The organism is Fulvivirga aurantia, from assembly GCF_009711475.1.
Taxonomy (GTDB): domain Bacteria; phylum Bacteroidota; class Bacteroidia; order Cytophagales; family Cyclobacteriaceae; genus Fulvivirga; species Fulvivirga aurantia.
In genome coordinates, this window is the sequence record NZ_SMMD01000869.1 from 1 (window position 1) to 12,286 (window position 12,286).

Genomic DNA, 12,286 nt, shown 5'->3' on the forward strand with positions numbered 1-12,286 from the left:
GTGTTGATGACTATGAAATAAGGACCATTTTTAAGCTCAGAAACATCGATATTTTGTTCGTTTTCCTGAAGCCTGTTTCGCAATACTATTTCTCCTATCGTATTATGAATTGATAAGCTTCGTGCGGCACCTTTTATACGAAGAATGCCTTGGGTAACTGGGTTAGGGTAGATTAAAAAACCAGTATTTTCTTTAGGTATAGATGTAACTACGCTTACAGAGGCTGTGTTGGAATAACAAGAACTCCTTGAGTCAGCAATGGCTTTAATTCGATAGTCGTAATTTTTTCCGGCAACAATAGTTTTATCAGAAAATGAAAAGACACTATTATCAATTGTTTGCAATTCTGTAAAGTCATCATTATCTGATTTTCTCTCCAGTACATAGCTAACCTCATCAGAGGAATTTAATTCCCAGGAGAGTTCTACCTCATCATTTTTAAGAGTAGCAGATAAGTTGTTTGGAGCAATGAGCTCTAGGGGTTGAGGAGCGGCAGATGGCTGCGATGCACTACCCATTTCAAAAGGAGTGGAGGAGAGAAAGGCTAATTGAGATTGGTCTATACCAGCTACATTTCTTGTATTACCACTACTGTTTACCTGCTGGGAGGCAAAGTCTCCCATTGAGCCATTGTTTTTAATCAACAAACTTGAGTAGTCACCAAAATTTTTGACCCAGGTTTTACCGCCTTCGGGGTACAGCTTGACATAACTTCCATCATTTATTAGTATTCCATAACCCATTTGGTGCTTAGCAATACCAAATTGTATGGCTGCGGTGTTGTTTTCATAGAAATCTGAGCTGGAAGGATCATATGCGTCAGGCACGATGGTGGTTGTGTTTAATAAACCTAATCCTTCTTTATATTCTAGTTCGCCATAATAAGCACTGAGTTCATCTCCTGTATTGTTAGCTACATACATGGGTCCCGCTAGTTTTGTGTCCTCGCCAATAAATGCAACTTCTACCTCTTGCTCTAGCAAGTGTTTCATTAAAACTTTACCGGTAGGGTGGTCGTCTGCAAAAGATATTAGTATCTCAAAGTCGTTACCTACAAACATGAATTTGGATGTTGAGAGAATCAGGTTCCTGTCTAAAGCAGTACTACAAGAATCGCTACTCACATTAGTTTTGATCAAAAAAGCCTGTGCATTGAGTGTATTTATGATGTAATCGCCATAGCTATTCGCCAGACTTCCACTGGTGCCCGTTACAATTACTATTGAGTCATTTGGGGCAATCAGGTCATTAAGCAGCATTTGATTTTTATTTAAAGCGCTGCCTCCGGCAAGATAGATGATGCGTTTACTGTCCTCAGTTAAGATGTTTGCTGAAATATCTTCTGTGTACGATGTTGTTTTTTGTTTGCTAATCAGGTTATAAGACTGACCATGTAACAGGAGCGTGGTGTTAATCGAGTCGGTGGATAGCCGACCTTCCTCTGTAGAGAAGTCAGCAGCATGTAAAATATTTACTGCACCTGTTCCGTATGCAGTTCCCATATAGTTCTCGTCAATACAAAAAGCTGTGCGGTCGTCAACACCAATTCCGCCAACGTTGTCGTTTGTAGTTAGATACCAATTGGCCATAAATGCTGCCAGTCTTGAAAGGCGGCCTCGTTCAACAAAATGTGTATCGGCTATATAATTAGGGAGGAGGTCTACAAAATCATCAGCTAAAGTAATGTTAGAGTGAAAAACATCTTTCAGGGCTTGGTCAGGATAAAGGGTGCCGTTTTCGGCTGTATACATCACACTTGATAAAATAGCCATCCCCGCTGAAGTACCTCCAATAACTCCCCCAGTATTGTATTTATCGGTGATAGCCGCAGTTATTTGTGTGTTTTTATACGTGCTGTAGTAGTTATATTGATCACCTCCTTTAAAGAAAAATACGTCATAATTCATTAACGAATCGTAAGTGACAGTGCTGGCGGCAGAGTCCGAGGTGTTGATAATGAAGTTTTTAGCTTTTACTGCTCCAAGACTTATAAAGTAGTTTGGCAACCACTCAGGGTCACTGCTCTCGCCAAAAGCTATGATCGCAACTTTTTTGTTGGCTGATTGATCTACTGCCCATTGATATGGCGTGTTACTCCAGCCCCAGGGTTCGTCAAGCTCAGTACCACCACCTACGAGAAGCAATTTTCCTTGTGCAGAAAGAGGTGTTTGAGTTAATGAAACAAATAAAAGTGTAAATACCAGAAATAGTGATTTCATACCCGAAATTGTTAAAGTGAGAGAATAAGAAAAGCAGAAAACGGGTATGTACTAGCAGTCGAAGATTGGCTGCAAATTTCTCAAACTGAGTCGTTTGATTGTGATTTTAGGAATAGAGATACTTTTTCTCACAGCATCAATAATAACTTAAAATCTTAACATTTGCAAGGCCAATCATGGGATGTAAAAATCGAAAACAATATTGTTCATACATTTAAAATGTCCTTTAGGACACTTCTGATGACCAATTTTTGAGCATGGCCTACAGTCGAGTTTGTTGTTTTCCAAGACCGTAAATTTGGTGCGATAGGGGTACATTCCAAATGATGGGATGGTGTTTCCCCAAATGCTGAATACTTCTTTTTTAAAAGCTGCTGCAATATGCATTAGGCCGGTATCGTGGCTAAACACATACTTGGCCTGTTTTACTAAAGAGGCCGATTGATTGAGGTTGTATTTGCCACATGCGTTGTAAATGATTGCTTTCTTATTCATTTCAAGCAGGCCTTCCTCCATCGGCTCTGATTTAGCCGTTTTATCAAAAAATTGCTTGATTTTATTTCCAACCACTTCATCGCCCGGCCCACCAAGCAGCACAATTGGCTTATTGATTTTATCACAAAGCTCAATCATGCGTTTTAGCGGTAGCTTCTTTGTGTTGTGCTGCGCTCCTATGGCATAGGCAACGTATTCTTTTCTGTGAGTCTCCGGGAGCCAATCCATCGGCACCTCGTCTTTCTCAGGTATGAAATAATCCAACCCCAGGTTATCCATTTTTATATTAAGAGGGGCGATTGTGTCCATATAGCGATCAACAATATGCCTGTTGGGCAAATGGTTGATCTTGAGGTTTACCATCAGCCACTTTTGTCTGTTTAGTTTATCAAATGAGTAGCTTTTGGCACCCAGCCTAAATTTGATGATGGAGGTACGCAGATTCTTATGCAGATCAATTACAACATCAAAGTTCTCTTTCTTCAAGCTCTTGATCAGGTCACTCAGTCGATCTTCCAGGTAATGGACTTTGTCGATGTAAGGGTTATTTTCAACAATAGACTTAAACTGAATTTTGGTGCAGTAATGTACCTCTACATCTTCAAGTTGCGTTTTTAAGTTACGTACAACCGGTGTGGTAAGTACAATATCTCCGATTGATGAAAATCGAATTACTAAAACCTTCTTCATAAGTGGGCTGTCAGATTAAATAGCTCAAAAAGCTGTCGAATAAAAGAATTTTGATGGGTTTTAACTTTCACAGAGAACAGGTTTTGCGTAGCTTTTGTAAAATGATTATTTGTGTAAATTTATAAAAAGGATGTCACGTTAATAACAATAAATCGTTGGAATGAACTATTGGTTGATAAAATCTGAACCTAACACTTACTCCTGGAACGACCTTACCAAAGACAAACAAACTTATTGGGATGGTGTTCGCAATTATCAGGCACGAAACAATATGAAGGCTATGAAGAAAGGAGATTTGGCATTGTACTATCACAGTGTGAACGAAAAATCGATTGTAGGCGTAGCTAAGATTGTGAAAGAACATTATCAGGATCCGACCACGGATAATGATGCTTGGGTGGTTGTGGATGTTGCTCCGGAGTATGCACTCAAAAATGTAGTTACCCTGGCCGATATTAAGGCCGATGACAGGTTGTCTAATATGGCATTGGTGCGCAATCCCAGGTTATCAGTGCAGCCAGTGGCCAAAGAAGAATTTGATATTATTATTGGTCTTAGCGAAAAAGTATGACCCGACTATTACTCATTATACTCATCTCCATTACTTCTAGTTACTCCATTTATGGACAGGTTGCTCAGATCAATCGATTCGAAATGGAAAAGAAAAATACTGATGATTTTTTTACAGTAGCTCCAGCGGGTGAGTTAGGCCTGCTGATTATAAGAGATACAAACAAAGAGTTTTCATTTAAAGAAAGAGCCAAAGGAGATACCTGGGAAGTAACAGGCCTTGATACTACGATGACGGAAATGTGGAAGCATGAGCTCAGTATAGCCTACGGCCATTCTTTCAAAGCCTATGATGTAGCTGATAGTCGACTTTACTTACTTTTCAGAGACGGAGAGTTTGAGAAAAACGATTATCATTTAATCACGATAGAGATAGATGGAGGCGAGGTCAATACTTATGATATTGAAAATGAAGTAGCACTTGATCTGTCGCATATCACGGTGGTAGATGGTGTAATCGTGCTGGCAGGTTATGTGAGGTATAGCCCTACATTAGTCAATTATAAAATAGGAGAAAGCAAGTTTGAAATTATACCGGGTTTCTTCAAAGACAGAAGCGATGTGATAGACCTCAGAAGTAATAATAACGGCACCTTCAATGTGCTTACACTTGAGAAAGGTTACGGAGGATTTTTTATCAGACTTAGAACTCACAGTAAAGACGGCACAATCTTATTTGAGCGTGAGATAGAGATGATGCAGGATCACAAAGTACTAAGTGGTAAAACCACTGGTTTTATAGATGGTAATATAGCCATCACCGGTACTTTCGGAGCCAAAAACAGCTACTACTCTCAGGGTATATATTTTGCCATAGCCAAACCTGAGGGGCAACCCAATGTAGTTTCTTACATCAATTTTACTGACCTCGAGCATTTTTTCGATTACATGAGGCCGAGACGTGCTGAGCGTATTAGAGAAAAAGTGAAAAGAAGAGAAGTAGCAGGCAAAGATTATGATTACCGAACTAGATTGCTCATGCATGACATTGATAAAACTGAGAATGGTTTTTTAGTGTCTGCAGAAGTTTACGACCCACGATACGACAGAACCAATCGCACGGAGTTTCAAAATAGTTATTTCGATAACACCCAAAACTACAATTTCACAGGGGCCAATTACCAATATGTCCGTCAACCCAACCGACTGGTAAATGTTGATGGCGCCAATCATTTCGAGTTTTTAGAGTCGATAGTCTTGCATCTGGATAAACAAGGCAAACTCAAATGGGACCAAAGTCTAAAGATTGAAGACGTAGAGGCCGCTTCTTTAGCAGCCGTTACCGATGTGGCAAAGAAAGATGAGCAGATTTTGATGCTCTATAGAAATGAAGAAAACATTAGCTACAAATACCTGGTAGACCAGGATTCATCCATACAAGCCACTGAGCCAATAAAACTCAACGATGAGTACGATGAGATAAAACATAATTATGACCTCATCGGAGGTACCGAGTATTGGTACGGAAATCATTTTTTTGTTTGGGGCTATCACAAAGTAGAAAATAAGGTAGCGGTAGATGTAGATAAAAGGCGCAATGTGCTGTTTATTAATAAAGTGCGGTTTGAATAGATTACTTGTTTTTGTTTTTCTGAGTTTATCGATTAGTGGATTTAGTCAAATTCTTCAGCCAGACCGGCATGAAATTGTATTAGCAAATGATGAAAAGAGCTATGAAGTAATAGCCTGTGAAAAGCAGGGCGTCATGCTCTGGCGTACATTAAATATCCCGAAAGTAACTGATAGCCTTGTTTTTGAAGTCGCAGTTTTAGATACCACCTTTAGTCAAGTCTGGCAAAATAGATTTCTTTTTAATGCCTCATTGAGATTTATGGCTCAGAAATATCATGATGGCAAAGCTTACCTGCTTTTTAGAAATATAACAAGCAAAACAAGAAACCTCAGACTCATCGAATTAGAAGTGAGGTCGGGTACCGTGCGTGAGCACATTATAAAAAATATCATTCCATTTTCTTATTTCGACATGGAAGTAACCGGAGAGTCTGTGGTTATAGGAGGGTACTTCAACTACAGGCCGTTGGTATTGCTCTTCGATTTTGAGGAGCGTGTACCGAGGATTTTGCCGGGCCTTTTCAACGATCACTCAGAGCTGGTGCAGATGAAAGTGAGTGAAAATAACACCATAGATGTAATCGTAAAAGGGCGCAACGCTGAACGGGTAAATACACTCTATATCAATACTTTCGACAACAATGCTCGCCTTATAAAAGTAATCGAACTACAGGCTACCAGACGGAGAGCACCACTTTTTGGCAGATCAAAAGCGCTGGAATGGCCCTCGCAAATTGTAGCAGGTGTCTATGGCAGGCGCAACTCTGAGTACTCCAGAGGGGTTTTTGTGGCCAATATCAATGATTACGGTGAGCAGAAAATCAAGTATTATAATTATGCCGAATTTGAGAACTTCTTTAAATACATGCGCGCAAAACGCGAGCAACGGGTGAAAAGACGCATTGAAAGAAAGCGGGTTAAAAATAAAAAAATCAGATTTAATTACAGACTGCTCGTACACGAGCTGATTTCCTATGGTGATCAGTATATTTTACTTGGTGAGGCTTTTTACCCGCAATACAAATCTACTCCCGGGTCGAGCGGCATGTTTGGCAGCGCCTGGACGGTGAACAGAGGCCTTTATTCTTACGATCGCATATTTGTGGGCTTTCAATATACGCACGCTGTTGTGATTGGCCTCGATAAGAATGGCAATATACTATGGGACAATAGCTTTGAAATTAAGGACGTGCTTTCAAAGCAATTGCAGCAGTTTGTACATGTTAGCGTTGGTGAAGATAATGTAGATTTGCTTTACGTTTTTGATGATGCCATCAGGTCAAAGGTAATCCGTGGCAATGAGGTGATCGAAGGTAAGGAGCTGGTAGATATCAAGCTGAAATACGAAAACGATGAGACTGAAGAGAAAAGTACCACGATTTATGGCTTGCAAAAATGGTACGATAATGTATTCGTGGCTTTTGGTGAGCAATCGATAAAAAACATGCAGCAAGAAGGGATACGCCTCAAAAGAGATGTGTTTTTCTTAAATAAATTGGTGGTTCATTAAATACCGCTAATTTCACAATCTGAAAGGAAGTAGAATTAAACTTTTATCTATATTTGCAGGAGTTTCGCTATGCAAAGAAAACTAATACTCGATACAGAGCTTCTCAATATCACAGTCGACCGACTTTGCCAACAATTAATTGAAAATCACGGAAATTTTGAACATACAGCCATTTTAGGTTTACAGCCTAAAGGTGTGTTTTTGGCAGAGATCATCCACGAAAAACTAGAGGCAGCTACCGGAACTAAAATCGACCTCGGTTATCTCGACACTACATTTTACAGAGACGATTTTAGAAGAAGGGAAACTCCCGTAAAAGCAAACGCTACTAAAGTGCCTTTTATAATTGAGGACAAAAATGTTGTAATTATAGACGATGTGCTGTTTACAGGCCGATCGGTGAGGGCTGCTCTTGATGCTATGATTGCTTTTGGTAGACCTAGAAAAGTAGAGCTGCTGGTATTAGTCAATCGTAAGTACTCCAGACAATTGCCAATAGAGCCTGATTATATCGGGCGAGAGGTTAATACCATGGCCTGGCAAAAAGTACTTGTAGAGCTCAAAGCACAGGGATTCAAGAATAATAAGATTTGGCTTATAAATAAGGAAGAAAAATAATGTCTCAACTCAGTCAAAAACATCTGCTCGGCATCAAAAACATCAACCGAAAGGATATTGACCTTATTTTTGAAACAGCTAAAAATTTTAAGGAGGTAATCAACAGGCCAATCAAAAAAGTGCCTTCGCTCCGAGATGTGACCATCGCCAATGTCTTTTTCGAAAACTCCACACGAACCAAACTCTCCTTTGAACTGGCGGAAAAAAGACTCTCTGCAGACGTCATCAATTTTTCATCATCGGGTAGCTCGGTTAAAAAAGGAGAGACCCTTCTCGATACTGTAAATAATATTCTGGCCATGAAGGTCGATATGGTAGTAATGAGACACGGTAGCCCGGGCGCCCCTCATTTTCTATCCAAACATATAAAAGCTAACATAGTAAATGCCGGAGATGGTACTCATGAGCATCCTACCCAGGCACTGTTAGATACATTTTCCATTCACCAAAAATATGGATCACTGGAAGGGCTTAAAGTGGCTATTATTGGTGATATCTTACACTCTAGGGTAGCAATTTCAAATATTTACGCTTTGCAAAAGCTGGGAGCAGAAGTGATGGTTTGCGGACCCAACACGTTACTGCCCAAGTTTATTTCTTCTTTGGGCGTAAAGGTGGAGTTGGATGTAAGAAAAGCTCTAGAATGGTGTGATGTAGCCAATGTTTTGAGAATCCAACTGGAGAGACAGCACATCAAATACTTCCCATCATTGCGTGAGTATTCACTTTATTATGGTATCGACAAAAAGATGCTCGATAGTCTGAATAAGGAAATTACGATCCTACATCCGGGCCCAATTAATCGGGGCGTTGAGCTAAATAGTGACGTGGCTGACTCAGATCACTCTATCATTTTGGAACAGGTAGAAAATGGAGTAGCCGTAAGAATGGCTGTGCTTTATTTACTGGCAGGTGTTTCTTAAAACTCCTGGTTTACAAAAAGCCTAAATAGATCTCTATTTTTATACAGTTGCTCATAGTTTGCCACATCTTTTGGCAATGGAATAGGTCTTTTGCCACTATTTGAAAAGAACTGTTTTTGTAGACTCATATTTGTGCCCAAATCAGTATCCAACTCCTGTGGTAATTCATTTTTCGACCAAAAACTATCATTAAAGGCCACGCTGGGGTTTATCATTTCATTATACACCACCATTCTCTGGTCATAATTAAGGTCAATTGTTTCGTTCCTGCTAAACTCCTCACTGCTTAAAGCCAGGTGCTCTTTGATTACCGTGTTATTCCAGACATAGGCGAGTTCCATCTCTGTATTTTTTAGAAAATATCGATCTCCCACTTTGGTGTAATTTATTTTAAAATTGGTCTCAGGTGAGATAGTGCATTTATCGTATAGTGTTTTGTTGGCGTTTTCTTCCGTTACTTCCAGGCTCACCAGGGCATAATCATCAACTTTTATATAGGCCTTACCGGCAAAGGAGTGTTTCTTTGAAAGGGGCGTAAAGCTGATGATAAAAACATCGGTATCGTTAAAATTGGTAAGGCTGTCAATCGTGTAATCAAAGTCATCAAGATTGGTAAACGGACCATCGTAGAGGTATTTAGCTTTGGCCTTTGTCAATTTTTTTATTCCCAAAGCACGTTTCTTTTCTCTATCACACTCACTTGGTATGAGGTAAATGACTCTGCGGAGGTGCTTCCATTGTGCCAGGTCATAGGCAAAAACCTCATTTTTGTTATTAAAGCCAGGTTGATACCCTGATACGTGCATCATGCCCATCGCTTCTGTATAGCCGACATACTTGTCATTCTTTTTTACAGACTCTCTATAGTTTATAAATAAATAATATGGGTCGCTGCCTAAAAAATCTTTGAGGTACTTACTGGTTTGCTCAATCATTTCCTTGGGAGTTTCAGTTTCTGCTTTTACCAAAACTTCCTTGAGTATGGTCACTTTAGGGTTTAAAATGATCGTGTCTACCTGGTCTTCAATCATTTTTCCCAGTGTGCTTTCGTACTGCTGGTAACCAATGCTGGAGATAACAATTTTCTTGGCACTTTCGATATTGACCATTTTGATCTTAAAGTACCCATTGGCGTTAGCACTAAAACCGTATTGCTGTTCAGGATAAATAATCGTGGCGTAAGAAACGGGCTTTTTGCTATCACCATCTATAACTATCGCCTCGATAGATTGAGATTGGGCTAATGATGTGAGCGTAGGAATAACAAGAAGTGTAAATAACAGAGTGGCAAACCGCATATTGATAAGCATTTTATATTCCTTTAAACTCGGTCTGACTAGTTCTTGTTTCGCATCTGCCATTTTATCTGTGGTATAGATTTGATTCATTGTCTTCAAGCTGCTAAAAAGTTGATAGTATGGCAATAAAGTGTCTCATACTTATTTTATCAGGGTAGATATTCCTAATTTTGCAGTAAAAATAAAATACACATAAAAATGTACTATAATTCGATAATAGAGGCCATCGGCAATACGCCTCTCGTAAAGCTAAATAGTGTTTCTAAAGGTATAAAAGGAACTGTACTTGTAAAGGTTGAATATTTCAACCCGGGTAACTCTATGAAGGATCGTATGGCCCTCAAAATGATTGAGGATGCTGAGAAAGACGGAACTTTAAAGCCTGGTGGTACTATCATCGAAGGTACATCTGGAAACACCGGCATGGGCTTGGCCTTGGTAGCCATTGCTAAAGGTTATAAGTGTGTGTTTACACTTTCTGATAAACAATCTCAGGAGAAAATTGACATTCTGAGAGCTGTAGGTGCAGAGGTAATTGTATGCCCTACAAATGTAGCTCCGGACGATCCGAGGTCATATTATTCAGTAGCTAAAAAACTGAATGAAGAAACCCCTAACTCAATATACCCTAACCAGTACGACAACCCTGCCAATGCTCAGGCACATTATGAAACCACAGGTCCTGAGATTTGGGAGCAGACTGAAGGGAAGATAACACATTATGCCGCTGGTGTGGGCACTGGAGGCTCTATGTGCGGTACTTCTAAATTTTTGAAAGAGCAAAATGGAGATATCGTTACAGTAGGTATTGACAGCTACGGCTCGGTATTTAAAAAATATAAAGAAACTGGCGTTTTTGACGAGAAGGAAATCTATCCTTACATGACTGAAGGTATTGGAGAAGATATTTTACCTAAAAATGTAGACTTCGACCTGATCGATCATTTTGTGAAAGTAACAGACAAAGCTGCTGCGATCATGACCAGAAGATTGGCGCGTGAGGAAGGGTTGTTTGTAGGGTGGTCTTGTGGTTCTGCCGTACACGGTGCTTTGGAATATGCCAAAGAAAACCTCAAAGAAGATGATACTATGGTAATCATATTACCAGACCACGGTACCAGATATTTGGCCAAAGTATACAACGACAACTGGATGAAAGATCATGGCTTCCTTGAGTCTAGAGATTTCGCGACAGCTCAGGATATCATTGACAATAAAAATGGTCAGGATAGCCTGTATACAGTTGAAAAATCTAAATCAATTGGTGAAGTAATCAAAATGCTCAATGAAGAGGGAGTTGACCAATTACCAGTGGTTGACAACGGTAGCTTTGTAGGGAGTGTAAATAGTGCTAAACTACTTGAGCGGATTATTGAAAATCCTGAGTTGAAAAACAGTAAGATTGAAGAGGTAATGGATAATCCTCTACCGTTTGTGGGTATGGATAATACCTTAGACGTGCTTTCTTCTATGATCAACAAAGAAAATAAGGCAGTTTTAGTGAGAGACGATAATCAAAAAGTGCATATCATCACCCAACATGATCTGCTCATGGCGATGACAAATTAATGTTGGCATAAAACTTGTTTCTTCCTAAGTGGTTGATAACATGTTAAATGTAAGTAAGTTTTGGTAAAGGGTGCTCGGTTTTCCGGGCACCCTTACTTTTTTATCCATATGGTGGTTACCTACGTACTGCTCCTGATATAAGGGATATAACAAAAAGTACGAGAAATATAAAGAACAAAATTTTAGCTATTCCGGCAGCACCAGCTGCTATACCGCCAAACCCGAATAGGGCAGCGACAAGAGCAATAACTAGAAATATTAACGTCCATCTAAGCATAGTTTTTAATGTTTGATTATCACCACAACCATAGAAAAAATCGCACCATCAGTAATTTTAAAGATTTTGGTAGATACCAGATTACAACCGTGGAACTAAGCATCCAGTCTTTGTGTACTTATTTTCTCAAAATATTACATACAAGCCGGTAATTGTGGCGATTGTGTAGCTTTGTATTTCATGCGTATGTGTAGATATATATTTGTTATAGTGTTGTTGGCGAAGATTGGGGTGGTTTATGGGCAAAATGCGCAGGTGGATAGTCTTTCTCAAGAGCTAAAACGCGCTACCTCAGATACTACGCGCATTAATTTACTCAATGCAATGTCGATTGAGTATGTCTATATCAATCCGGCTGTAGCCAAAGATGATGTAGATATCGCACTCAGCAAATCACGAGAAATCAACTTTCTTAAAGGTGAAGCCACAGCTCTAAACGTTCTGGGTGGTATCAATTGGGCCGAGGGTGATTATCCGCAATCACTTAATTTTTACCTGAGTGCTTCAGAAATATTTGAAAAATTACATGACAGGCTAGGCGTATC

General features: G+C 39.6%; 10 protein-coding genes and 1 pseudogene. 7 read left to right on the forward strand and 4 right to left on the reverse strand.

Annotated features, from left to right (window positions below; all coding sequences use genetic code 11):
- Together E1176_RS13760 and E1176_RS13765 are read right to left on the reverse strand one after the other, a co-directional pair.
- On the reverse strand, positions 1-2,219 hold a 2,219-nt coding region (locus E1176_RS13760), incomplete at its 3' end, for a T9SS type A sorting domain-containing protein (RefSeq protein WP_155211211.1).
- A gap of 174 nt (positions 2,220-2,393) precedes the next feature.
- Positions 2,394-3,404, reverse strand: a complete 1,011-nt coding sequence (locus tag E1176_RS13765) for a glycosyltransferase family 9 protein (protein ID WP_155211212.1) — start codon at positions 3,402-3,404, stop codon at positions 2,394-2,396.
- Positions 3,405-3,564: 160 nt separating this feature from the next.
- On the opposite strand from E1176_RS13765, the gene E1176_RS13770 reads away from it, so the two are divergent.
- From E1176_RS13770 to E1176_RS13790, 5 genes are all read left to right on the forward strand, one after another.
- A complete protein-coding gene (locus E1176_RS13770; protein ID WP_155211213.1) occupies positions 3,565-3,975 on the forward strand; it encodes an EVE domain-containing protein in 411 nt (136 codons plus the stop codon).
- Positions 3,972-5,546 (forward strand): hypothetical protein, encoded by a 1,575-nt coding sequence (locus E1176_RS13775; RefSeq protein WP_155211214.1) that lies wholly within the window; start codon positions 3,972-3,974, stop codon positions 5,544-5,546. The genes E1176_RS13770 and E1176_RS13775 overlap by 4 nt, the downstream gene beginning before the upstream one ends.
- Positions 5,539-7,056 carry a hypothetical protein gene (locus E1176_RS13780; protein WP_155211215.1) on the forward strand — a complete coding sequence of 506 codons (1,518 nt, stop codon included), beginning with the start codon at positions 5,539-5,541 and terminating at the stop codon, positions 7,054-7,056. Before E1176_RS13775 ends, E1176_RS13780 begins: the two co-directional genes overlap by 8 nt.
- A 69-nt stretch (positions 7,057-7,125) precedes the next feature.
- Complete coding sequence (gene pyrR, locus E1176_RS13785; protein WP_155211216.1) at positions 7,126-7,674, forward strand: bifunctional pyr operon transcriptional regulator/uracil phosphoribosyltransferase PyrR; 549 nt, start codon at positions 7,126-7,128, stop codon at positions 7,672-7,674.
- Entirely contained in the window at positions 7,674-8,597 is a 924-nt protein-coding gene (locus E1176_RS13790) for an aspartate carbamoyltransferase catalytic subunit (RefSeq protein ID WP_155211217.1), read from the forward strand. Before pyrR ends, E1176_RS13790 begins: the two co-directional genes overlap by 1 nt.
- Here E1176_RS13790 and E1176_RS13795 read toward each other — a convergent pair.
- Positions 8,594-9,985 carry a carboxypeptidase-like regulatory domain-containing protein gene (locus tag E1176_RS13795; protein ID WP_155211218.1) on the reverse strand — a complete coding sequence of 464 codons (1,392 nt, stop codon included), beginning with the start codon at positions 9,983-9,985 and terminating at the stop codon, positions 8,594-8,596. The genes E1176_RS13790 and E1176_RS13795 overlap by 4 nt on opposite strands.
- Positions 9,986-10,093: 108 nt before the next feature.
- Here E1176_RS13795 and E1176_RS13800 point away from each other — a divergent pair, with 108 nt between their 5' ends.
- Positions 10,094-11,464, forward strand: a complete 1,371-nt coding sequence (locus E1176_RS13800) for a cystathionine beta-synthase (protein ID WP_155211219.1) — start codon at positions 10,094-10,096, stop codon at positions 11,462-11,464.
- Positions 11,465-11,579: 115 nt separating this feature from the next.
- Here the strand turns inward: E1176_RS13800 and E1176_RS13805 are convergent, their stop codons facing one another.
- Positions 11,580-11,741 carry a DUF1328 domain-containing protein gene (locus E1176_RS13805; RefSeq protein WP_155211220.1) on the reverse strand — a complete coding sequence of 54 codons (162 nt, stop codon included), beginning with the start codon at positions 11,739-11,741 and terminating at the stop codon, positions 11,580-11,582.
- A gap of 216 nt (positions 11,742-11,957) precedes the next feature.
- On the opposite strand from E1176_RS13805, the pseudogene E1176_RS13810 reads away from it, so the two are divergent.
- Positions 11,958-12,286, forward strand: a pseudogene (locus tag E1176_RS13810) (hypothetical protein); the annotation flags it as partial.

Excerpts from the sequence above, each read along its gene's own strand:
- E1176_RS13765 (WP_155211212.1), bottom strand. The coding sequence starts at position 3,404 with ATGAAGAAGGTTTTAGTAATTCGATTTTCATCAATCGGAGATATTGTA.
- E1176_RS13770 (WP_155211213.1), top strand. The coding sequence starts at position 3,565 with ATGAACTATTGGTTGATAAAATCTGAACCTAACACTTACTCCTGGAAC.
- E1176_RS13775 (WP_155211214.1), top strand. The coding sequence starts at position 3,972 with ATGACCCGACTATTACTCATTATACTCATCTCCATTACTTCTAGTTAC.
- pyrR (WP_155211216.1), top strand. The coding sequence starts at position 7,126 with ATGCAAAGAAAACTAATACTCGATACAGAGCTTCTCAATATCACAGTC.
- E1176_RS13790 (WP_155211217.1), top strand. The coding sequence starts at position 7,674 with ATGTCTCAACTCAGTCAAAAACATCTGCTCGGCATCAAAAACATCAAC.
- E1176_RS13795 (WP_155211218.1), bottom strand. The coding sequence starts at position 9,985 with ATGAATCAAATCTATACCACAGATAAAATGGCAGATGCGAAACAAGAA.
- E1176_RS13800 (WP_155211219.1), top strand. The coding sequence starts at position 10,094 with ATGTACTATAATTCGATAATAGAGGCCATCGGCAATACGCCTCTCGTA.
- E1176_RS13805 (WP_155211220.1), bottom strand. The coding sequence starts at position 11,741 with ATGCTTAGATGGACGTTAATATTTCTAGTTATTGCTCTTGTCGCTGCC.